The organism is Pseudoalteromonas tunicata (assembly GCF_002310815.1).
Taxonomy (GTDB): Bacteria; Pseudomonadota; Gammaproteobacteria; order Enterobacterales; family Alteromonadaceae; genus Pseudoalteromonas; species Pseudoalteromonas tunicata.
The window spans coordinates 2,035,817-2,057,220 of sequence record NZ_CP011032.1; the positions used below are offsets into that span (position 1 = coordinate 2,035,817).

Here is a 21,404-nt window from a genome sequence, read left to right on the forward strand (position 1 = left end):
CGGTTCTTTTTATTTTTACATCTAAGATACACATGCGATTTAGTCCCTGGGAAGCAAAGTACCTATTGCGTTTAGCAATTCCTGTTTTTATTGCACAAGTCATTCAAGTTCTCATGGGCGTGGTTGATACTATCATGGCCGGTCAAGTCAGTCCCACTGATTTAGCTGCTTTATCGATAGCAACCGGCTTATGGATCCCTGTAATGTTGACTTTACAAGGAATTTTACTGGCATTAACTGGCATCGTTGCCCAGCATCATGGTGCCAACGATCAAAACAGTATTCGCCAACAATTTCACCAAGCCCTTTATCTCGCTTTTGGCTTAACAATTGTTGGTTTTGTTGTCATTAACTGGGTCAGCATTCCGATTAGTTACATCAATATGGAACCCGCTGTAGCAGCCATGAGTTTGGATTATATTAACTTTGTCAAATTCGGCCTGCCTGCTTATTTGTTATTTTGCACCTTTAGAAATGTTGCTGAAGGCAAAACACTAACAAAACCTGCTCTTTTTATTAGTGTATTAGGTCTTGCGGTCAATATTCCGGCAAATTATATTTTTATCCATGGTAAATTTGGTATGCCTACTTTAGGTGGTGCTGGCTGTGGTGTTGCTACTGCGATTGTATACTGGGCGATGGCAGCGGGCATGATAACCTATAGCTATTTCAGTAAAAAAATTGATGGCCGTTTCTTACTCAAAAATCCTATGAAACCTGATTTTCCTGCTATCTACAGCATGTTTAAAATGGGTTTGCCTATCTCTTTAGCAACCTTTTTTGAAGTAACTTTATTTGCTTGTATTCCCCTGTTTATTGCCAGCATGGGCGCTGTGGTGGTATCTGGGCATCAAGTAGCAGCGAGTGTCTCAACAGTGCTGTTTATGATGCCACTTAGCCTCGCAATGGCCATTACCATTCGTGTTGGTAATCTTGCAGGGCAAAAAAATTACTCGCAAATGAAACAAGCCATCTTTACTAGTTTTATGCTTGCTATCGGCATATCAGCAATTGTTGCGAGCATCACCTTTATTGGTCGAGAATTTATTAGCGGAATTTATTCAGATGATCCTGAGGTCATAATCTTAGCTTCATCTATTTTGGTCCTCGCATGTTTTTATCAACTCCCTGATGCACTACAAGTGGCTGCAAATGGCGTATTAAGGGGTTTAAAATATACCAAACCAATTTCATATATCACCTTTTTATCCTACTGGGTGATCGGGTTTAGTTTAGGTTATGTATTGGCTCGTACAGACTTAATAGTTGAGCCACTTGGTCCTCACGGGTTTTGGCTTGGCATCATTGTAGGACTAACGATTGCGGCGGTGCTGTTAATAACCACCGTAGTTAAACGACTTAAAAATGAAACCTATAACTAACGTCATATTATTGCTTTTATGCCTCACAGGGTGCTCACCATCACCCAGTGAGGATTACAACACCTATATTAAACGTTTACATAATACCCTTGATTTTCCAGCAGAACCGCGCAATGACATTCAGGCAATTAAGATTAATCTGCCGCCTTTTGCAACGCAAAATACCAATCAATTTAATATTTTAGAACTGGCCAAAATCAATCAGTGCCATTTAAGCCAACTGATTGCACAGCATAACAACCAACTCGGTAAAACAGCCCTGCCGAGCTTACAACTTAAATACCAAATTGAGTTTTTAAAGCATAGCGAAAGCTGCCAAAACCAACTGCAAGATCAAGAAAAAATAGTCAATATTCTCGCAAAAGTAAGCCTGCAAAAACGGCAAACAATTTACGCGCAATTTAAACACTTTTTACTGACCGAGGCTGAAACAAAAAGTTTATTCACCCTTAGCAGTCAAGAACTTATAAATGAGGAAGCCGCTGGCTTAAGTGATACTTTAAGTGCGCTTGCTATCTTAAAAGAATGGGACCAAGCACTTAAGTTAGCCGATGTTGAACACACAAATACCGACGATTTAATGCTTGCATTAACACTCCTCAAACAAACACAATTTAGCGCCAAACTCATCCTCAGTATGCAAAAACAAATTGCGCTTAATCAACAACTGACTGCGAGTTTATCGAATATAGACTTGGCGCAATTTTGCCCTCTGGGTAAAAGTAATCCTAAGGTAGCAATCTTTAGTAATATCTTTACTCGCTTTTATTTACAAAACTTACAGGGCTATCAAGCGCAATTAATCGGTCAATTTCAACAACTCAAGCCTTATTTATCACTACTTTGGCATGATGAAAATGGTCATCTCATCGCTGCCGAATTGAGTCATATCATTGGTAATTCAGAAATAACCAACTTGCAAAGTCAATTGAGTCTTAGCGCCAAAAAACACGTGCAGTGGTGGCAACAATTTTACCAAATCTGTAAAATTGCACCAAAATGAGTAAAAAAACGGCAAACAAATCAAAATATTAAATTCAGGCTTGATCCACATACCAACTCACTATATATTAGCGACCAGTTAAGGCACAGCCCTAGCAATATAGTACGACCGTAGCTCAGTTGGTTAGAGCACTACCTTGACATGGTAGGGGTCGGTGGTTCGAATCCACTCGGTCGTACCAACTCTTTACAAGTTAAAACCTGCAATACAACCGTAGCTCAGTTGGTTAGAGCACTACCTTGACATGGTAGGGGTCGGTGGTTCGAATCCACTCGGTTGTACCAAAACTTCATTTTATCCCAATAAATCATTAATTTAAAAACTTATAAATTTTCTATTTTGCGACAAAAATATCTCTTTATGTGCCAAATAAAAAATACTCCTTAAAATAGTACCCTTACTTTATCAATCTAAAAATAGTGTCAAGCGCTAGATATAGCGTGGCGTTTCGATTATGTGCCAATTCGGTGACAATCAAATTGACACAGTTAAAAGCACCTCTTGAATCTATGACCACTATCTACATTTTTTGCAGAATATTTGATTACAACAAATAGGAAAATAAATCTTCAATCTTCAATCTTCAATCTTCAATCTTCAAAGTATTCAATAACGTCTTCAACTTTACATTCAAAATAACGACATAAGGATTCAATCGCTTTTGTTGTCGTTGAATACTGATAACTCGGATTCATCATTTTAGACAAAGCAGTACGGTTTACATTTGCTGAATCTGCTATCTCTTGGAGTGTAATTTTACGACGCTCATTAAATTCTTTTTCTGCAATTAACTCTTTGATTTTAAATCTAATCACTCGATTTCATCCTAAAACAATTTAAAAAACACAAAATGTTCCTTATTTTATGGAAAATAAGCCATTATAAAAATGTGTTGATGAAATTCGAACGGTATTTGCTGCCTGAGTTTGGGCATTTACGCCTCGATGAAATTACACGCACACACGTTATTAAATTTCGTGCTTTAACCTGCGAACCGAAAAGGTCATCAAGAAATAAAAAACTAAGTAATGATTGGATTAATCATGTCATGACACCGCTTCGTGGGATTTTAAATGAGGCCGCTTTGCGTTATGAGTTTGCGACTCCGTTTATTAATATTAAACCGTTAAAAATTGATAAAACGCCCATAGAGCCATTTTCTCTGGCAGAAGTACAATATTTTTTATCAAACGTACGAGAGGATTTTCAAGATTATTATACTGTAAGATTCTTTACTGCGATGCGCACTACAGAAATTGATGGCCTTAAATGGCAGTTCGTTAATCTCGATCGACAAGAGATTTTATGCAAAAAACATTGGTCGATGGCAATGTAGAAACACCAAAAACATCAGCATCGTATAGAAGTATTCAGTTATCAAAGCCTGTCATTGCCGCACTTAAACGGCAATTGCTTGTGACGGGTCATCGGCCTTATGTATTTTGTAATGCCGAAGGTAATCCACGCGATCATCGAAATGTTACTAAACGCATCTGGTATCCAAGTTTAGCGTCTTTAAACCTTTACGCGTCATACTTGCGTCATACTTGCGGCACCCTTTGGCTTGCTGCAGGCGAAAGCCCTGAATGGATAGCCAAACAAATGGGCCACAGCACCACAAAAATGTTATTTGAAGTCTACAGCCGATATGTTCCCAATAATACCAAACAAGATGGCAGTGCCTTCAACCACACTTTTATCGAAATCCGATAAACCACTTTCTATCGAAATCCGTTAAATCAGCTTTTATTAAGAGCTCTTGAATACAGGGCGATTAAGTTCTAGATAAATGGCACGAGCAGAGTTGTCACAAACAAGAACTCCTCACTAAAACACCAATCTGAATTTTTGGAGTTCACCTAACACGTTTGTTTAGATTTAAATAAGCAAGTTAATATCGAGTACTCTTGCCCCTTGCTTCACTTTTCGCCAAGCAACCGAGCTCTATCAAAAGGCTAAATGACGCCAAGATATTGGCTTACTGAATTTCGCTACTTTATGAAATTGTGGCGTATTTATGCCTTGGTCAAAATCACCATCAAGTATTCGCTTAAGCACGTTTGTGAACGTTTCACATGAGGTATTTACAAAGTTTAAATGCTTACTGGCATTTTCTTACAACTTGCATAATAACTGACTGTGGCTGGCCAGTCTGAAAATATACCTATTATGCCTACTTGTTGTGCCAGTACATCAAGCACTTCCATCATCTTGCCGTCATTATTTATTACGTCAGCAACAGATTGGTAATAGTAACCACCACCATTGTTTAGTGGACCAGAACGCTCAAGGCTCCAAGCAATAATATCTAATCCCGCAGTTTTAGCTTCTAGCGCATAGCGTGAAGGTATAATGTTTGCATTTTTGTCTGTTGTTATGAGCATCCAAATTGGTGGCGCTATTATTTTAACCCCATCATTTGCCAATTCGACCATGCTTGGCTGCCATGTACTTGCCGTATTAGGGTCAAAATCTGCATCACTATCACGGCCATCTAGATATATACTTTTATTGGCAAATTCTGGGTTAGAATTGATCCAGTATTTTACATCCTCTAGATTAAACGATTGTGGATAAACACGCTCTGCAGGGACTCCCATTTGTGTGTATTCATCTAACATTTTTTGGGCGTACTGCGATTGTGTCATACCTTTAAAAGGCATAGAAACTTCAGGCGACTTAAGTTCAGGGGTCATTTTTACGCCTAGTTCTTTAAAAAGTGCAATACTTTGTTTGTGAGTCATGAGCGTGCCTGAGGTAGCGTATAAATCCGTGCGCCAGCTTGGCGTTCCTTTTAAATACTCTGAAACGCTAGTTGCTTCGGTGTTGGCCGCATCCATTTTACCGTCAAGTGTTAAAAACTCTGCAAGGCTTATATCACTAGTACAACATTTTGCAGTGGCGGGTATGCCGTTGTTAGGTTCTGCTGGGGTGAATGGTACACTGCATTTGGCTGCAAGCTCAGGAATAGCTAATATATTCGTTGTTGTGTGTAAGTCGCATTGGGAGTGACGACATACTAGTTCTTTATCCTTGGTAAAAGTCACATCGCATTCTAAAATGCCTGCGCCCATTCGAGCGGCTGCACTGTAAGATTCTTTAGTGTGTTCAGGGTATTGCATGGGTGCACCGCGATGACCAATCGAAAAGTCAGTACGATAAAAGTTAATATTTTCACACTCAGTTAAAGCTGTTTTTAAGGCTGATGGTTTCATTTCATCAATTAAATACAACGGCCGCGTACCTACTTTTGCTGTTATATAATTATTAGCCATGTTACAGCCACTTAGAGCGCTAATAAGGATTAATAGAACAAATGCTTTCATTTTTTAAAATTCAATATTAGTAATATAACTTACTAAATTTTATTCTTTTTTTGTTGCATTTGTATTAAAGAATTGAGGAGTTTAAACCAACCTATAGTCAGTTGCTGATGCGTTGAAAAACCATTGATTTCTATTCATTGTTTATGTACCAAAGGCAAACAATTCCCTGATAAACACTGGGCACATTTTTGTTTGGCGCAACTATACAAGCTTAGCTAGTAGACTGTACGCTGATGAGCGCCATGTTATTTGGTCTGCTTGAAGCAGTGCAGTTGTTAAACAGTTATCCTACCGTCCTTTGGTTGTGGTTGGTAAACTTTAATCATCGGCTTTAATCACATGCTGGTGCATCGGTATTGTTCAGGAGCTTCTATAACGCGGCTTACTTTTAGCTGTTTAACACATTTTATGCCTGATAAGTCTTTTGAGTATAATAAGTCGCTTAAGAATTTAACCATCCTGCGTCGCTCTAACGTGAGCGCCACTAAAAAATTAATGTTGTGATAGTACAAATCCATAACGTATTTTCATAAATCAAACAACTTGACAACCTCTCCAGAGTTAACCAATAAAAATGTATTTAACTGTTTTTACTGGTAAAAGACACGCCATATTTGGTAAGTTTGCGATACAAAGTACGACTACTGACACCTAACTTGAGGGCTAACTCTTCGGTGTTGCCTTGAAAATGCTCCACGACCTTTGCTAAGTAATTTTGCTCGGCGTTTTCTAACGATACCACATCGAATAGCGCGACATTATTTGGTGATACCAACTCGTCGCCCGATATTGGTGAATTAGATAAATTTATAGATTTATTTGATGCTTAAAATTCGGTTTAGCCATGTTCCATCATGCAATGTTAATCCTGCCATTTCATTACTTTCGCAACGTGATAAGATTAATTATCAATAGCACAGGATGTTAAGCGCAATGACTCTGATCCAACTTATCACCACGTTAATCCCTGTCTTAAGTGTGTTTATTTTGTTGGTTCACCTTCGGCTGCCGGCAAAGCATGCAATGCCGCTTAGTTTGGCGGCAACCGCGCTTGGTGCCTTTTTTGTGTGGCAAGTGCCCGCTCTGCACATGCTCGCTGCAACATTAGAGGGGGTGATTTTGACCCTAACCATTTTATGGATTGTATTTGGCGCGGTGTTACTTTTAAAAGTCTTGCAGCAAACAGGCGCAACCACCACCATTAAACAGGGTTTTGGCCAGATTAGTCCTGATAAACGGGTGCAGCTGATTATTGTCGCTTGGCTATTTGGCAGCTTTTTGGAGGGCGCAGCCGGATTTGGCACGCCTGCAGCCATTGCTGCACCGCTGATGGTTGCGCTTGGCTTTTCGCCCCTTGGCGCTGTTGTGCTGGCTCTGATCGCTGACTCAAGTGCTGTTTCCTTTGGTGCCGTGGGTACACCTGCCATTGTCGGGATCGGACAAGGCATTGTTGGTATATCGAGTGCACAAGTGGCACACATTGCGCTGATCGCTATTAGCATCGACATTTTCGTTGCTGCGCTGTTGCCTTTGATGATGGTTTTGATTTATTGCCGCTTTTTTAGTGAGTCTTGTCAATGGCGTGATGGCTTTGCGTTGGCCCCCTTTGCGATTGCTGGTGCCTTCGCATTTACGCTACCGGCTTATTGTGTGGCTTGGCTTTTCGGCCCTGAGTTTCCCTCTATTTTAGGCGGGCTAATTGGCTTGTGTATTATCTGCCCTCTTGCAAAAAAAGGCATGTTACTCCCCGCATCTATCAATCGTAATTTAGAACCAAGCCATTTACAGGTTGCTCAAGACAAGTCTGCTTCATTGAGTTTGCTAAAAGCTTGGGCACCTTATTTGATTGTCGCGTTATTATTAGTGCTCACTCGACTGCCAGAATTGCCATTTAAAGCATGGTTACAAAGCATCGAATTTGAGTGGCAAGCGATGTTGGGCACCACTATTTCTGTTCGTATTATGCCCTTATACCTACCTGGTAGTTTGTTTATTATCACCGCAGCGATTGCTATCTGGTTGCAAAGAGGCACGCCTAGCCAATTTGCTTCGGCTCTAAAAAACAGTGCAACCATGTTACTTCCTTCATTGGTTTCGCTATGTGCTGCTGTACCTATGGTGCGTTTGTTTTTGCAATCAGATAGTAACAGCGCAGGCCTACCTGCTATGCCAATCGCTTTGGCAAATTGGGTTGGAACTCATTTAAGCGATGTTTGGATAATCATCGCCCCGCTAGTGGGTGCCTTAGGGTCGTTTATTGCAGGCTCCGCGACATTTTCGAATTTGATGTTTGACAGCTTTCAATATTCAGTCGCGACTGATGCCCATCTCGAACCCAGTCTAGTCTTAGCGCTACAAATGTTAGGCGCAAACGCCGGTAATATGATTGCGGTAGTCAATGTCGTCGCCGCGGCGAGTGTTGTGGGGTTGCATGGCAGAGAAGGCGAAATCATCCGCTACACGTTATTGCCAATGCTATATTATTGTTTGTGTGCCAGTGCAGTGGCTTGGTTGATGTTTGTTTAAAGATAACAATGTACTTTATCTCGTTCAAACGCCTTCACCGAAGTACAAATACTCAACGTAGTGATTAAAACTCGTTACGAAACTTAGTAAGGCCTAATAAAAAAATCCACACACTGGGCAAACCCAGAGATTCTAGTCGTTTTTTGTTTTTAGCTGCGCCGCTACTTAATTATTTCGCGATCAATTAATCAACCAATTTACCTTGTTCTTGCAATTGAATATCCATTTTTTTCATCGAAAACACATGACTCATAAATATCTCATTGAGTTTAAATAATTTGTATTTAAAAAAAACACACTGTAGTACGACTGTATTCAGCAAATGCAGATCAGTCACCGATAGATTTTGAAATCTCAGTTAGAAAAGTATCCGGTTGGAGTTGACCAGAACAGTGTCCGGTTTTATTAAACCACTACATAATCTTCAAAGTGCCCAATCTCTTCAACTTGAATAGTGGGTTGAATTGAAACTTGTAGTGGGAGAAAACTAACTTCCACTAAGGGGCAGTAATACGTAGGCTAAAATTTTGAGCGCAGCGACAGAGCCTACGTGTTACTGTCCCAGCGAGCGTAGCGAGTGGCTTGTTATATGCCCGGACTAACGTTTAAAAAGGAGTCCAACACCTCAAAAGTAAAGTTTTGAAACGCTTCTTCACACTGGTCGTTTACACCGCAATTCGCAAAAGCAGTAATACTGATATCTCCTTCTGGTATATAAATATTTTGCGTAAAATAGCCGAATTCAGTACCGCCATGATGGTAGAATTTTCTCCCGTTGATTTCTTCAACCCAAATACCAAGTCCATAATAGAAATCAGATGCACGATAAAAACGTGGCCCCCTAGACTCAACTAAGTGCTCTTCGCCAATCATTTGGGTTCTCACATCTTCACTGACCATATTGTTTTTGCGTACGATAGCCCTTAGAAGTTTCGCCATATCATTAACATTCGATGCTAAAGGAGCGTCAGAAGTGGCGGTTGATCCAATAATGTTTTTTGTATCAACCCACACATTCAACGGGGTTGGGAAAGAAGGATCTTCATCATTGATAAAAAATCCCGATGCCAGCTCTGGTTGATGTTTTTCAACACCCTTAGAGTAGCTAGAAGTCATTTCTAATGGTTCTAGAATCCTGCTTCTGATTGCCTTTGATGGGTGTTCTTTTAAAATGCGCTCTAAAATGACTCCAGCAAGTGCATACCCTGTGTTCGAGTAAGAATATCCTTTGCCCGGTTCAAAATCTGCGGGTTGGTTCAACGCAAAGCGTAATGGAAACATGTCAGTTGTCACTTTATTTCGTTGAGCATATTGCGCCTTAAAAAAAGCATACTCACCCGCATCGTTATATTCAAAAATACCGCTCGTGTGATTTAATAAATGCCTTAAAGTCATTTTATTCGAATGTTGGATTTGCCTGAGTAATTCTTTATCAAGGTATTTATTTATCGGTGCATCAAGATCAACGATCCCATCCTCTGCCAGCAAAGCGATCAGTAACGCAGTTAACTTCTTCCCTGCACTACCATTTGGCATCACTATATCTGATGTCATTGGCTGCTTTTTTTCCAAATCTTTAAAGCCTGCGCTACCAATAAACCTGTCGCGTTTTGATTCAAGTAAAAGCACTGCGCCGGGAATATGTTTAGATACAAGATTATCTAGCATTGGCTGGTATTTATTGCGGTAGTTGACGCCCTGATTCTGTAGGTTATTCGCAACAACTGGATCAGGTATCAACATTGAAACGATAAGTAGCAGCACTAATAAAGACTTTTTATTTACAATATTCATCCTTGACTCAACTATATCTACTAGGGCATATAACGAGCCTGTAGATTTACTCGTTTTTAATTTGTTTTTATTAATCAGCAAACCATAACTTAGTTCCTATTTTGATTCAATCGTTTAGGCTGTTTTTAGGTGAGATTTTAAATCGGGGTTTTAGCTGGGTTTTCTTGCGGTTTATGTGGGGGTTTTGAGGCCTTTTTAAGTGTAAAAAGGGTTTCCCTGCTTAATGCATCCTGCTTCTTAGTTTTTCTAGATTATGAACCAAGCAATACAGTTGCCATTGCGCATTCACTTTCTTTTGACCGCGTAAAGTTAGCCTGTTCATACCTTTGTTGACCGTGATATTCCGCCTTTTATTTAGAGGAAAGCGAGTTCGATACAGCCGAGTCGTTTGCCATTCCTTGAATAAAAAGATGTCGCCGGCCTACTGGGCTGTCTATTTTGACCTTCATTTTATCGATGTAACTGACTTTTTTACGCGAGTCATCATTCTTAAACTGCACTTGCCGTCCTGTTTTTATCGGTGGTTTTCGCATAGATTGCTGTTGTTGCGGGCAGATTTTACAGTCTTTTAAGTAATCGCAGAATCGTGTGTATTCTTGGTTGTAGCTTTTTACATTTGTACCACTTCGCCACATCTCATTGCCTGCGTGGCCGCGACAAAAGAAATAATTATGTCTTATATTTGTTCTGTTCCTCATCAGAAAGCCTAAATATGTAATTATGAAGCAGTAAAAGCAATCAAAAACCAAAAAGTGCAATCAAACATGTCTCTGATTAACACTCTTTAGTCAAGCATCAGATAAAAAATGCCGCGCCTAAAATAAAGGTGCGGCAGGATGATGAGATAGATGCAGCTAGTGTTACATCGTTAATTTAGCTATGCGCTTATCGGCTTACTTCACTAAGCAACGTCTTTTTTGTTCACTCTGAACCAGTAAGTCGCGTAAATAAATACACCCGAGACAACAAAAGTACTTAGTGTGATTTGATTAAACAGTAACTTAACCGCTTCAAATGGCAGTAATAAATCTCTGTTATTGGTTTCAATTATCGGCTTTATCGATAAGTACTCTTTTAATGAGTACGCAAACCAAGGCTGTGACAAGTGTAAGTAATGCACAATAATCCCTTCAACAATCAGCACTGCAACAACCGGTAAGACGGCCCATAAAAACGGCGCTTTTTTAGCATAAATTGAGGTCAATAATAACCAGCTGTACAAAGGAAGTAGCCATAACGCGATTGCAATCAAGCTTAGCCAAATGGCACTGAGGCTCGAAAATACGTTTAATTGCGCTAAGAATGACCACACCGAAATATCGTAAAAGACGTTCAATACAAGCGCTAAAATCACACTCAACACCGCACCTAAAATAAATAACGCGGTGGCCGCAGAGGCAAAAATAGCCGGGATCACCAATGCTCCTGTAAACAATTTGCTGCCTACCGTAACGCTGTCTGACACTGGTAAAGAGCGCCAAAATATCACAGAGCGATCACGGCGTTCATCAAATAAGCAGTTGATGAAATAGTAACATTGCACAATTAAACCTATCAGAATAAAAGGTGCAAACAGCGACACAACAGACGTAAAGAAAAAGCCTTGTAGCTCGGGTGTTTGGGCAAACTCGTTAAGTTGTGATACGCCTTTTAAGAATTTTTCACCATTAAGACCATTCAGTGCCATAGACAATAACGGAATCGCAATCAATAACGCGATTAATGCGACAGGAACCCATTTGAGCACCCCATTAAATTCCCATAGCTCTTTTTTAATTGATGCTTTAAATATAGAACGTGTCATTAGCATGCCTCCTTACTCATCACACCCACAAAAATATCGGCCAAACTCGGCACAGCAACATCACCGAGTGTGGGCAAATGCGCTCGTTGTGTATCGTCTAATTGTGTGTGGTCGATTAACAAACTCGTTAGCCCTAATAGGCTGTTTTTATAAAGTGGCTTCAATTGTATAGCCTGCTCTAAATGCTCATTGCTAACAGCAAGCAAACAAAAACGCTCGCGAATGTCATCGGTGTTTTGCGCCAGCACAATTTGGCCATCTTGAATAAACGCCACATCCGTTAAAATGTGATCGATTTCTTCTATCTGATGGGTGGTAATGATGATGCACTTATCGTCAGTGTAAAACTCTTCCAATAAATGGGTGTAAAATTGGCGCCGAGTTAAAATATCGAGTCCTAAAGTTGGCTCATCCAGCACCAACACTTTCGCATCAATGGCTAATATGAGCGCTAAATGCAGTTGGGTAATCATACCCTTAGATAAGGCTTTAACTTTATCGCTGGTTTTGATGTTAGTTTTAGCCAAAAATGCCTGCGCTTTTTCTAAATTAAAGTTTTTATGAATATCATTCATGTAACTGAGCGCTTGCGATACTTTTAACCAACGAGGCAAAATGGCCACATCGGCAATATAGGCGACGTCTTCGAGCATTGCGACCCGATCTTTTTGCGGGTGATGACCCAGTACATCAATCTCGCCACTAAAGTCCGTTAGTCCTAAAAGCGCTTGTAAACACGTGGTTTTACCTGCGCCATTTGGCCCCACTAAGCCAATGATCTGCCCTGCTTGGCAGGTTAAATTGATGCCTGATAGCACCCGTTTACTGCCATATGATTTATTCAAATCACGAATCGTTATCATTGGATTCATAGTGATGTTTCCTTGCTCTGTTGTAACAACTGTTCTACTGACAGCTTTAATCGATTGATTTGCTTAACAACTTCAGGCCATTGCTGAGTCAAAAAGCTTTCTCGCTCACGCGTTAACATGTGATCTTGTGCGCCTGCCATCACAAATAATCCTTTTCCCCGTTGCTTTTCTACGATGCCTTCATCTTGCAGCATTTGATAAGCCTTCGAGATAGTGATCGGATTAACTTGATACTGAGCAGCCACAGTTCGAACCGAAGGAAGTGCCTCTCCTTCTTTGATATGCCCATCTAAAATACGCGCCACGACTTGTTGGTAGAGCTGTAAATAGATAGGTTTTTCTGTATCCCACTGAAGTGTCATAACCTCTCTTCCTTATTGAATGCTAAAAGCAATATATGTGTTATACATCACCAGCACACCATAACACAAGAGAAAAGTGGTTAAAAATTGATTCAATCATGACTTAGCACAGCTACAAAGTGCTCATTTAAGAGTGATTTTTAAACCAGTTAAAATAAACAACGATAAAAATAACAATTAAAATTCAATGCCTTAGTGATATTTAAAACAAGAGTGGCTTGATTTATTCTTCACCTTGGGTTTTATCTGTACACATGATTCAATTTTTTGTTGTGTGTTCTCAGTGAGCAGCAAAGTAGAACACCATTAAAGCGTCACGGGCTCATACTCAACGAACCTTTAGATTTACTCGTTTTTAATTTGTTTTAATTAATCAGCGAACCAAAACTGAGTTCCTATTTTGATTCAATCGTTTAGGCTGTTTTGAGGTGAGATTTTAAATCGGGGTTTTAGATGGGTTTTCTTACGATTTATTTAGGGGTTTATTAAACCACTACATAAAAATAAGGTGAAAGTAGGCGCACGAGAGTAGATTTTCTTGCTGCCTTTGGGTCCATTTGGCCGTCGCCATGCCTTGGCAACGTGGACAATGGCGGTCTCGGCAACGGCACCCTATCTGTTGATAATCACAACTAAGGAGTGGGATGACTCCAAGATAAGTGTGACATAAATGGTCGGGATTAGATCTCCGCGTACCGGCTTAGTTCAACAAGGCTTTAGAATTACTCCTACCGCAAATTCAATAAAAAAACGAGCTCCTATAATTAACCCCAAACACTATTAATGCATTTGGTGATTTTGCTAAAGACAGTTTGTTTTTTGGTAAATTACTATAAGCGTTTTTATTCTTTAAGCGCGATTAAATATGCGCGAAAATTTTTGATTGCTCACACTCACCGCATGCTAATTCACAACAAAAATTAGCTTGTGTGATTATTTAATTATTAAAATTTCAGGCCGTTCAAACAAAAAAAACACTAAAAATAGTGGTCTTTTTGGTCATTTCAACTTGTGCCTATCTAGTGCCTTGTAATAGGTGCTATTTGTCTAAATAGAGCCAAAAACAGCCTAAACACATCAACGCAACCCTTTGTTTTTATTAAACTATCAATCTAAATCAGTTAGTTGAAACTTGATGTAATACGTCTTGACATGGTAGGGGTCGTTAGTTCGCATCCACTCGGTTGTACCAAACTCCTATTATTAACAATAATTCACCTATAAAGTCACTCGTTATTCTAATTCGCGAAAAATATTCTTTACCTGTCCAAAAAATACTACACATCATTTAGCAATCAAAAATAATATGAATAACCAAAAATAGTCTGATTCTTCGGTTATGTACAAATCGGAAACCTTCACGATTTTTCGATGTTTATAATAACCTTAACTACTCCAGTTTATTATTTGCAGGTTGCTATTTTTATAGCAACAACCCATTTAAATCTTTACGTCTAGATTTTCAACGGGCGTATTTATTCCGTATTTCATTATCTTGCTGACAATGCATGTTTAGCTCTAGCTAGCCGCCCTTACCTCTTACCCTTTCGCTTTTGAGATTTGCCTTTGCCACTTCGGGGTTCGGGATCGGGTTCAAAGTTACCATACTCGTCATCATCGAATTTACTGACGGCTTTCTTTTCACTCGGTGCAAAATTCGGTAGGACTTCGCGTGCTAAGGTGCGACCTAGCAAACGTTCAATTGCCTGCAATTGATTCGATTCATCAATACTAAACAAGGAAATCGCTAAGCCTGCAGTGCCAGCGCGGCCGGTGCGGCCAATTCGATGGACGTAGTCTTCGGCTACATAAGGTAAATCAAGGTTAATCACGCACGGTAATTGGTTTACATCAATGCCTCGCGAGGCAATATCAGTGGCTACTAATACTTTAATTTCACCTGATTTAAAGCCATTTAATGCATGGGTGCGGGCATGTTGCGTGCGATTGGCATGGATTGATGCACTATTAATACCTGCATTGTTCAGTTGAGTAACCAAACTATCGGCGCCTTGCTTCGTGCGGCTAAAGACCAAGACTTGGCGCCATTGGTGCTTTTTAAGTAAATAAATTAACGCTTCGCTTTTGCGTGTTTTATCAACAGGGTATATCTTTTGTTTAACCGTATCGACCGTACTATTAACTGGGCTTACCTCAATCAGCTGCGGATTGTTTAGCATGCCTTTGGCCAGAGATTTTATTTCGTCTGAGAATGTCGCCGAAAACATCAGAGTTTGACGCTCGCTCGGTAGCAAGGTTTGAATATGTCGAATATCATCAATAAAGCCTAAGTCCAACATCCGATCAGCCTCATCTAATACCAACAATTCAAGTTGGTTGAAGTTAATTGCTTGCTGATTATAGAGGTCAACTAAACGCCCAGGTGTCGCGACCAGCACATCTACCCCCGTAGCTAACTGTGCTATTTGTGGCTCAATTCTTACCCCACCAAACACAACAGCCGAACTAATATTCGTATGGCGACTATAGTCTTGCACATTTTGTGCAACTTGCGCCGCAAGTTCACGTGTAGGTGTTATCACTAGCGCACGCACCGATTTTGGCTGCGCAATGGCCCCACCCGATAAGAGTTGTACCATAGGCAAGGTAAAACCAGCCGTTTTACCCGTGCCAGTATTCGCCACCGCCATCACATCACGCAAACGAAGCACCACAGGAATAGCTTCAACTTGTATCGGTGTTGGCTGTGTATAGCCCTGCTCTGTTACTGCTTTTACCAGCTCATCGCATAAGCCTAAAGCGTCAAATGACATACATTCACTTTATTAAAATTGACCAATATGGCCATATTATGCATCTTGGCGCAGGGTAAGAGCTAATGTTTTCTTGGTATCGATGACTAAACTTAAAGTGAATCCTAAAATAAAGTCATCCATGTTTCAGATAATACTTTTAGAGCAACAAATAGCAGCTTAGCCTATTATAAAATTGCATGAACCGACAGTTGTCGCTACTATATATGAAAGCTGTCAGATATAGAGGTTAACATGAACTTAGTCGATACAGACTACTTAGGGATCGTCACTAACGGCAAAGTAACCATCCATTCCAATGCAATCGACGAGATTAACATCGCGACGGAGGGCCTCACAGTCAATGGTGTCAAATCCCTCGGAAAAAAATTAAATTGGGATCACAATTTACTGGCTTTTTCGATAGGTACAACCACCCGTACACTCGAACGTTACAGTGCAGACAAAAAACGCTTAGGAGCAAAAGTAAGCGAAAATGCATTAGAGATAGCGCGAATATCGTCACAAGGAACGGCTTACTTTGGTGATGTTAAACGCTGGAATGAATGGTTAAATACACCCAACACCCAGTTTGGTAATCAAGAGCCAAAATCAGTGATACATACAATTCGCGGCAGAGAATTAATAAAGCGCGTTTTGTTAGGACTAGAATACGGATTCACAGCTTAGTGATCTGCTATCGAATTGCACCCAAAAAACACAATGATATATCAAGTGCTTTAACTGGGCTTGGAGGCTTATACGCAATGGGTCGATGGCATTTTATTGGCAAACCCGTTGTTTACACAGCAAGCTCTCGATCACTTGCCATGCTGGAGCGACTAGTTAACGATACCACCGATATTTTGAGTACCAATCTCAGTGTTACCACAATTCAAATCCCTGATGATTTGCGCATAAAAAGGCTTGTCGCATCAGAGCTCCCCATCGCTTGGGATGACCACCCATACATTAACGATACACAAGCAATTGGCTCGCACTGGCTAAACTCTCTCGAATCTGCTGTTCTGCAAGTGCCATCGAGCTTGTGTCATGATGAATATAACTTTTTAATTAATCCGGCACATCCAGATTGCAATCAAATAAAATGCATTGATAGCAAAGATTTTTTCTACCCCAATAGATTAGCCATAAAACTGTAACTGCTGTTCATACTGATTTGAGCTATTTTTTAATATCGTTGTTTTTTCGTAGCCAAGACAAGCAGCCTTCTTCTCTGAGCTAAACATTTTTACCACGGCTATGTAAATAGGCCGCCACGCCATCTTTTGAACCGGGTATATAAGTAAATAGCGCTATATTTTTGAGCTTATCTTGGCCTGTCAAAATTTGCATGACATGTCTATTCGACTTAAAAAGTTTTTTAACCCGATTGGTTCTTTGACTGTTTCCAAGTGCGTTTACAAAAGCAATGCATGGGCAGATAACATAAATATTGGTGGTAGGCGAATTAGTTATTTCAAGCATAGCCAGTGCCTTAGTGCTCGGCACAATTATTGGCGCGATGGTGGTATTAGAAATACGTTAATGACGCAATGTTAATTAAAGGAAGGAACCTATCATTACAAGAGAGCGAGAAATCGAAAATTAAAGAGCGCGCCTATACCATTGATAAAAAGCATAAAAATGAATAAAAAGCACTTATACCGAAAGGTTAAGTGCTTTTTTATTTTTTAAGCAGATCGTCTTTGCCAGAAATCAGAATTATTCCATCTTGTTTCTTGCTGATATACCTGTTTATGTATCTGACAATACTGTTTAAAATTATTAACAACGTCATCTTGATAAACTAATAAAGGTTTTTGGGTCTTTTCAATAATAGAGGCATGAATTGCTTTAGCCGCAAAACAAGCTGAACTGATAGCAAAGCCTAATCCCATAGAAGAAATAGGATCAAAAGATGCTGCAGCATCACCTATTGCCACAAAGTTTTTCAAGGGAGTACCTTCGCTCAATTGAGAACTCGCATTACGTAACCATAACTTATCACTCACACTCTGACTGCCACTAATGCGCTTTTTAACGTGCTTAGTTTTCGCCAATTCAAAATTCCAATAATCTGGTTTATTTAATTTAAGCTCTTTAATAATGTCCATATCGGTAAAAAAGGTCACCACTGCTTTTTCATTTGGTAAGGCTGCACAATACCACCAACCATTTTCAGTTGTTTCAATCAGTTGCTCTTGTGTTAGCGCTAATCCAGATACATTTAAAAAACAACCCACTCCCATCAAATCGTCTTTCTTGTGCCGACTTAAGCCAAGTGATTTACTAATATGAGCATTGCGGCCACTACCATCAACTAAAAAATTAGCTCTGATCTGAATTGAACCTCGAACAGAATGCAGTAAATGTACGACCCAAGTATTGTCTGCTTGCTGTTCAAAGTTAATATCAGCGCAATCAAGTAAAACATTCCCCCCAACTGCAACAAAATTATACAAAAGTGATGTATCAAATTCAGAACGTTGTAATTGATAGGTATTTCCAGCGGCGGTAAATAAACTACTGTGCTCATTAGCCGATTGACTCCCCCAATAACTTGTATTGCCATAATTTTCAGTTATAAACTCACTGCTCTGATTGATATCAGCCACATTTAAGTAATCCATAAACTCAAAAATACTTGCGGTGACATGCTCGCCTACTCGAGTTTGTTGCAGGTCACTGTTATCAATAATCAGGACTTGTTTATTGGCATGATTGCGTAATGATATCCCGCAGGCGGCCCCCGCAGGGCCCGCCCCAACAATCAGTACATCGACTTCATGTTGTTCCATGGTTAACGCCTTACTTTTGAGCCTGAGCGCGGCAAACCTAAACCGCCAGCGCTCACTTTAATAGGTGCAAAAGCTCGTTCTGCAAAATACTGAACCATTAACCTGCCTTTTTCACTTTTTTGCTCAATCACTTTTCTATCATCATTGATAAAAAAAACAGGTACTGCGGTCCCGTCATCTGCGGAGTTTCCAGTAAGCTGACTTGTCGTTACTTCTTTATATTCAAATAATTCATTATTCCTCTCTTGCTCTGTAAAGTAAGGAAAACCTTGATTTTGGGCATTTTTATTTCGAATAAATGCCAATGCTGACCAATGTTCAACCATTTGAGTAAAACTATTAATTCCTCTTTGATAGTTCACTTGTTGCCCTGCACTTAAATGGTTTTGTGCTTGCCCTAACTGGGTTTGTTCGCCAGTTAAAACGTCCCAAGGGCTTTGTGGTGGCCACCAATAACTATAATAGGTCGGCGTAATTGGTTGTGGCGTTGAAGTGGTATCGGTTACGGTAACTTGCTCAATCGAACCTAATTGCAGCGTTTCGTTCATTGCTTTTAACCCTGCACTGTCAAACTCGCCTTCAATTTGCACTGTTGGGGTATTCAAACTTGCTTTAATAGTCGACATATCTTCGTCAACTTGTTCAACACTCAACAGCCAAGTTTGTATCGTTTGTGTTTTTTCTTCAGTTTTCAGCGTTGCTTTGTTAATTAAAGGCTCGGTAAAGTTCACAGGTTGAACGGTACATTGGAAGAAGTCAGCTTGCCAAGGACAGGCCATACGCTTTGTGAGATCACCTGGCTGGCAACCTCCGCCCTCACATTCATCACGTGAAGGTGTTAAGCCTGTTTCGTTATAGGCACCTATGCCACCGTCATGAGCAATCACATAAGCAGATTCATACAAATTCGGGTTTTGTAAACTCCAAGTGACTTCAATACCCGGGCACATTGGTAAGCCAACACAATTACCTATACTCGCTTTGTCTAATGGATGTACAGCAAATGGAGCAGGTTCTGGAGTGTCTTCAAATTTACCTAACGCCCACTGCCCCAGTAAAAACAGCTGTGTATCATCGAGTGCCATAAACTTTTCAACTGTGGTATTACTCACCGAGTTACTACCTGAATTCATTGGCATCATCGGCAATTGGCCGCCATTAACATCACTAAAAAGCGTTTCCTGAGGCTTTTCTATGGCACCAATTTTAAGATCCGGTTTTCTAAAGTAATCATAATAAGCCTGTCTTTTGCTGCGGTTTGCTTCTGAATTATCTGCAAAATTAAACTGATAGCTAAAAAAACCACTCATGGACTGAACATTAGCTACCCACTGATAATTACTGATCCGTTCAATAATAGGCAGGATATCGCGCTTATAGTTGGCAATGTAATCAACATTAAAATGGCCATTTGAAAATAAACTTGGCACTAAATTTTTATAGCGAACACCAATGTCAAAAAAGGTGTCATCTAAGCTAGAAATATTGACAATTTCAGGAGCAAAGTCAGGTGACCCCACCACAACCCAAGCTTTCAAAGTCACGGTTGTTCCATCTTTATAAGTTACTTCGCAATAAACAGGACCATCAGCAGTATCGTCATGCCAAGTATCTGAGCCTCCGTAACTCGTTAATGCTTCGTCACCTCCTGCATGTCCATAACCACCAAATACAATCAAACGGCCCTTATTATCGGTTTTTAAAGTCCCCAATGTATTAACTGCAGAGCCATATTGCGGTTTGGCTGTAGGGAATGAGCCATGTTTATAACTTGGCGGAATTGAAGCTCTATCAAAATCAACACCAGATACATTACATCCAGAAATCGATCGTGGACCCGGATCTATTATTAAGCTTTTCCTGTTAACTGCATCGGCATTTCTCAATGGTACCTTTCGAGCTGTATAGCTATTGGTTTCGCCGTAAAGTAGATTTCCCTGTAATTCACTGTATTGATACCAAGCTGCTTTTTTATTGGCTAAATGAACTGTCCAGACGATTGCTTCAATTCGATCATCATCTAAAGTGATTTCTGTTTCGCCATCAAAAAGCTTAAATACCTGCCCCTGACGTTTTATTCGCCCCGCTGTATCTTTAAAAAACGTAACAGGTAAGCCTGATTCTGGTTCAAGCGGTAAACCACCAATTGATTCTGGGCTCAAACATTCGCGACTTTCGATTTTATCGCACATTTCGCTGTTACCGAGACGGGCAACACCGACTGAGGGATGGATTTTTAAATTCATCATCATATCCTTGAGTGATTAATGGGTTCAGTTAAAATTAAAATACACCTAAAAAGGGGAATTAATTCAAGTACGTCGAAGTGTAGTACATAAATCAGAAACAGAATTAAAATTAAGCTCTGTGTTCGTAATTCTAGAGAGAACTAAAATAAAACACTGAACAAAAATAACTTAAGACCATGTTATATAATGATTTTTATTTTTACAGCTATCGATAAATTCTAAAAAACTGTAATAGATTGTTATAAAACGCCCTTGCTAACATTTACCCAACATCCGCACGATTGACCAATTATCACTTAAGCAAAAACAACCCAACATTTCAGACCTATTGTTACCTCAAAACACCGAAAACGCCGCATCACAGACAATAAATAAACGTAGGAATAAACATCATGAAGGTATCAAAATTCGACATCGCTTTAGCAACGGCCTTAACTTTTTTTATAGTTGGCGGCCAATAATGGCTGGTATGGCAAGTGTTTTAGTAATAGGTTGCGTTATTGCAGCCGCACACAACATAGACAACAACGAC

Annotated in this window: 18 protein-coding genes, 2 tRNA genes and 2 pseudogenes; 9 read left to right on the plus strand and 13 right to left on the minus strand. The window is 39.9% G+C overall.

Annotated features, from left to right (window positions below; all coding sequences use genetic code 11):
- Positions 1-32 precede the first annotated feature (32 nt).
- From PTUN_RS09270 to PTUN_RS09285, 4 genes are all read left to right on the plus strand, one after another.
- Positions 33-1,382, plus strand: a complete 1,350-nt coding sequence (locus PTUN_RS09270) for an MATE family efflux transporter (protein WP_009839990.1) — start codon at positions 33-35, stop codon at positions 1,380-1,382.
- Positions 1,366-2,385, plus strand: coding sequence for a DUF3080 family protein (locus PTUN_RS09275; RefSeq protein WP_009839991.1), 1,020 nt, complete (start codon positions 1,366-1,368; stop codon positions 2,383-2,385). The genes PTUN_RS09270 and PTUN_RS09275 overlap by 17 nt, the downstream gene beginning before the upstream one ends.
- Positions 2,386-2,489: 104 nt before the next feature.
- Positions 2,490-2,566: transfer RNA gene (locus tag PTUN_RS09280), tRNA-Val, on the plus strand.
- 26 nt (positions 2,567-2,592) lie between these two features.
- A tRNA-Val gene (locus tag PTUN_RS09285) sits at positions 2,593-2,669 on the plus strand.
- A 306-nt stretch (positions 2,670-2,975) separates the two neighbouring features.
- Here PTUN_RS09285 and PTUN_RS09290 read toward each other — a convergent pair.
- Entirely contained in the window at positions 2,976-3,200 is a 225-nt protein-coding gene (locus PTUN_RS09290; RefSeq protein ID WP_009839992.1) for a helix-turn-helix domain-containing protein, read from the minus strand.
- A gap of 80 nt (positions 3,201-3,280) precedes the next feature.
- Between PTUN_RS09290 and PTUN_RS22170 the strand changes: the two genes are divergently transcribed.
- A complete protein-coding gene (locus PTUN_RS22170) occupies positions 3,281-3,721 on the plus strand; it encodes a phage integrase (RefSeq protein ID WP_009839993.1) in 441 nt (146 codons plus the stop codon).
- The gene (locus PTUN_RS22175) at positions 3,691-4,098 is read left to right on the plus strand and encodes a tyrosine-type recombinase/integrase (RefSeq protein ID WP_009839994.1); all 408 of its coding nucleotides are present in this window, start codon (positions 3,691-3,693) and stop codon (positions 4,096-4,098) included. The genes PTUN_RS22170 and PTUN_RS22175 overlap by 31 nt, the downstream gene beginning before the upstream one ends.
- A 380-nt stretch (positions 4,099-4,478) precedes the next feature.
- Here the strand turns inward: PTUN_RS22175 and PTUN_RS09310 are convergent, their stop codons facing one another.
- The gene (locus PTUN_RS09310) at positions 4,479-5,660 is read right to left on the minus strand and encodes a glycerophosphodiester phosphodiesterase family protein (RefSeq protein ID WP_232285027.1); all 1,182 of its coding nucleotides are present in this window, start codon (positions 5,658-5,660) and stop codon (positions 4,479-4,481) included.
- A 631-nt stretch (positions 5,661-6,291) separates the two neighbouring features.
- A complete protein-coding gene (locus tag PTUN_RS09315) occupies positions 6,292-6,486 on the minus strand; it encodes a helix-turn-helix domain-containing protein (RefSeq protein WP_009839998.1) in 195 nt (64 codons plus the stop codon).
- Between the two features lie 158 nt (positions 6,487-6,644).
- Between PTUN_RS09315 and PTUN_RS09320 the strand changes: the two genes are divergently transcribed.
- Positions 6,645-8,237 (plus strand): L-lactate permease, encoded by a 1,593-nt coding sequence (locus tag PTUN_RS09320; protein ID WP_119081571.1) that lies wholly within the window; start codon positions 6,645-6,647, stop codon positions 8,235-8,237.
- A 585-nt stretch (positions 8,238-8,822) separates the two neighbouring features.
- On the opposite strand, the gene PTUN_RS09325 is transcribed toward PTUN_RS09320, so the two are convergent.
- The 7 genes and pseudogenes from PTUN_RS09325 to PTUN_RS09355 all read right to left on the minus strand — a co-directional run bounded on the left by PTUN_RS09325 (position 8,823) and on the right by PTUN_RS09355 (position 15,843).
- Positions 8,823-10,031, minus strand: coding sequence for a serine hydrolase domain-containing protein (locus PTUN_RS09325; RefSeq protein WP_009840000.1), 1,209 nt, complete (start codon positions 10,029-10,031; stop codon positions 8,823-8,825).
- A gap of 220 nt (positions 10,032-10,251) precedes the next feature.
- Positions 10,252-10,690 (minus strand): annotated as a pseudogene (locus PTUN_RS22180) (transposase); the annotation flags it as partial.
- A gap of 242 nt (positions 10,691-10,932) precedes the next feature.
- Positions 10,933-11,835, minus strand: a complete 903-nt coding sequence (locus tag PTUN_RS09335; RefSeq protein ID WP_009840001.1) for a hypothetical protein — start codon at positions 11,833-11,835, stop codon at positions 10,933-10,935.
- The gene (locus PTUN_RS09340; RefSeq protein WP_009840002.1) at positions 11,835-12,707 is read right to left on the minus strand and encodes an ABC transporter ATP-binding protein; all 873 of its coding nucleotides are present in this window, start codon (positions 12,705-12,707) and stop codon (positions 11,835-11,837) included. The genes PTUN_RS09335 and PTUN_RS09340 overlap by 1 nt, the downstream gene beginning before the upstream one ends.
- Complete coding sequence (locus PTUN_RS09345; RefSeq protein WP_009840003.1) at positions 12,704-13,069, minus strand: GntR family transcriptional regulator; 366 nt, start codon at positions 13,067-13,069, stop codon at positions 12,704-12,706. The genes PTUN_RS09340 and PTUN_RS09345 overlap by 4 nt, the downstream gene beginning before the upstream one ends.
- Positions 13,070-13,568: 499 nt before the next feature.
- Positions 13,569-13,697: pseudogene (locus PTUN_RS22425) on the minus strand (transposase zinc-binding domain-containing protein); the annotation flags it as partial.
- Positions 13,698-14,601: 904 nt separating this feature from the next.
- The gene (locus PTUN_RS09355; RefSeq protein ID WP_009840004.1) at positions 14,602-15,843 is read right to left on the minus strand and encodes a DEAD/DEAH box helicase; all 1,242 of its coding nucleotides are present in this window, start codon (positions 15,841-15,843) and stop codon (positions 14,602-14,604) included.
- 234 nt (positions 15,844-16,077) lie between these two features.
- Between PTUN_RS09355 and parS the strand changes: the two genes are divergently transcribed.
- Entirely contained in the window at positions 16,078-16,512 is a 435-nt protein-coding gene (parS, locus tag PTUN_RS09360; RefSeq protein WP_009840005.1) for a type II RES/Xre toxin-antitoxin system antitoxin, read from the plus strand.
- Positions 16,512-16,985, plus strand: a complete 474-nt coding sequence (locus PTUN_RS09365) for an RES family NAD+ phosphorylase (RefSeq protein ID WP_009840006.1) — start codon at positions 16,512-16,514, stop codon at positions 16,983-16,985. The genes parS and PTUN_RS09365 overlap by 1 nt, the downstream gene beginning before the upstream one ends.
- A gap of 79 nt (positions 16,986-17,064) precedes the next feature.
- On the opposite strand, the gene PTUN_RS09370 is transcribed toward PTUN_RS09365, so the two are convergent.
- The 3 genes from PTUN_RS09370 to lodA all read right to left on the minus strand — a co-directional run bounded on the left by PTUN_RS09370 (position 17,065) and on the right by lodA (position 20,869).
- On the minus strand, positions 17,065-17,310 hold the full coding sequence (locus PTUN_RS09370; protein ID WP_009840007.1) for a hypothetical protein: 246 nt from the start codon (positions 17,308-17,310) through the stop codon (positions 17,065-17,067).
- Positions 17,311-17,516: 206 nt separating this feature from the next.
- Positions 17,517-18,623: a lysine-epsilon-oxidase maturase LodB gene (gene lodB, locus PTUN_RS09375; protein WP_009840008.1), complete on the minus strand. Its 1,107-nt coding sequence runs from the start codon at positions 18,621-18,623 to the stop codon at positions 17,517-17,519.
- Between the two features lie 2 nt (positions 18,624-18,625).
- On the minus strand, positions 18,626-20,869 hold the full coding sequence (gene lodA / locus PTUN_RS09380; RefSeq protein WP_040644147.1) for a CTQ-dependent lysine 6-oxidase LodA: 2,244 nt from the start codon (positions 20,867-20,869) through the stop codon (positions 18,626-18,628).
- Positions 20,870-21,404 lie beyond the last annotated feature (535 nt).

Excerpts from the sequence above, each read along its gene's own strand:
- PTUN_RS09270 (WP_009839990.1), top strand. The coding sequence starts at position 33 with ATGCGATTTAGTCCCTGGGAAGCAAAGTACCTATTGCGTTTAGCAATT.
- PTUN_RS09275 (WP_009839991.1), top strand. The coding sequence starts at position 1,366 with ATGAAACCTATAACTAACGTCATATTATTGCTTTTATGCCTCACAGGG.
- PTUN_RS22170 (WP_009839993.1), top strand. The coding sequence starts at position 3,281 with ATGAAATTCGAACGGTATTTGCTGCCTGAGTTTGGGCATTTACGCCTC.
- PTUN_RS22175 (WP_009839994.1), top strand. The coding sequence starts at position 3,691 with ATGCAAAAAACATTGGTCGATGGCAATGTAGAAACACCAAAAACATCA.
- PTUN_RS09310 (WP_232285027.1), bottom strand. The coding sequence starts at position 5,660 with ATGGCTAATAATTATATAACAGCAAAAGTAGGTACGCGGCCGTTGTAT.
- PTUN_RS09320 (WP_119081571.1), top strand. The coding sequence starts at position 6,645 with ATGACTCTGATCCAACTTATCACCACGTTAATCCCTGTCTTAAGTGTG.
- PTUN_RS09325 (WP_009840000.1), bottom strand. The coding sequence starts at position 10,031 with ATGAATATTGTAAATAAAAAGTCTTTATTAGTGCTGCTACTTATCGTT.
- PTUN_RS09335 (WP_009840001.1), bottom strand. The coding sequence starts at position 11,835 with ATGACACGTTCTATATTTAAAGCATCAATTAAAAAAGAGCTATGGGAA.
- PTUN_RS09340 (WP_009840002.1), bottom strand. The coding sequence starts at position 12,707 with ATGAATCCAATGATAACGATTCGTGATTTGAATAAATCATATGGCAGT.
- PTUN_RS09345 (WP_009840003.1), bottom strand. The coding sequence starts at position 13,069 with ATGACACTTCAGTGGGATACAGAAAAACCTATCTATTTACAGCTCTAC.
- PTUN_RS09355 (WP_009840004.1), bottom strand. The coding sequence starts at position 15,843 with ATGTCATTTGACGCTTTAGGCTTATGCGATGAGCTGGTAAAAGCAGTA.
- parS (WP_009840005.1), top strand. The coding sequence starts at position 16,078 with ATGAACTTAGTCGATACAGACTACTTAGGGATCGTCACTAACGGCAAA.
- PTUN_RS09370 (WP_009840007.1), bottom strand. The coding sequence starts at position 17,310 with ATGCTTGAAATAACTAATTCGCCTACCACCAATATTTATGTTATCTGC.
- lodB (WP_009840008.1), bottom strand. The coding sequence starts at position 18,623 with ATGGAACAACATGAAGTCGATGTACTGATTGTTGGGGCGGGCCCTGCG.
- lodA (WP_040644147.1), bottom strand. The coding sequence starts at position 20,869 with ATGAATTTAAAAATCCATCCCTCAGTCGGTGTTGCCCGTCTCGGTAAC.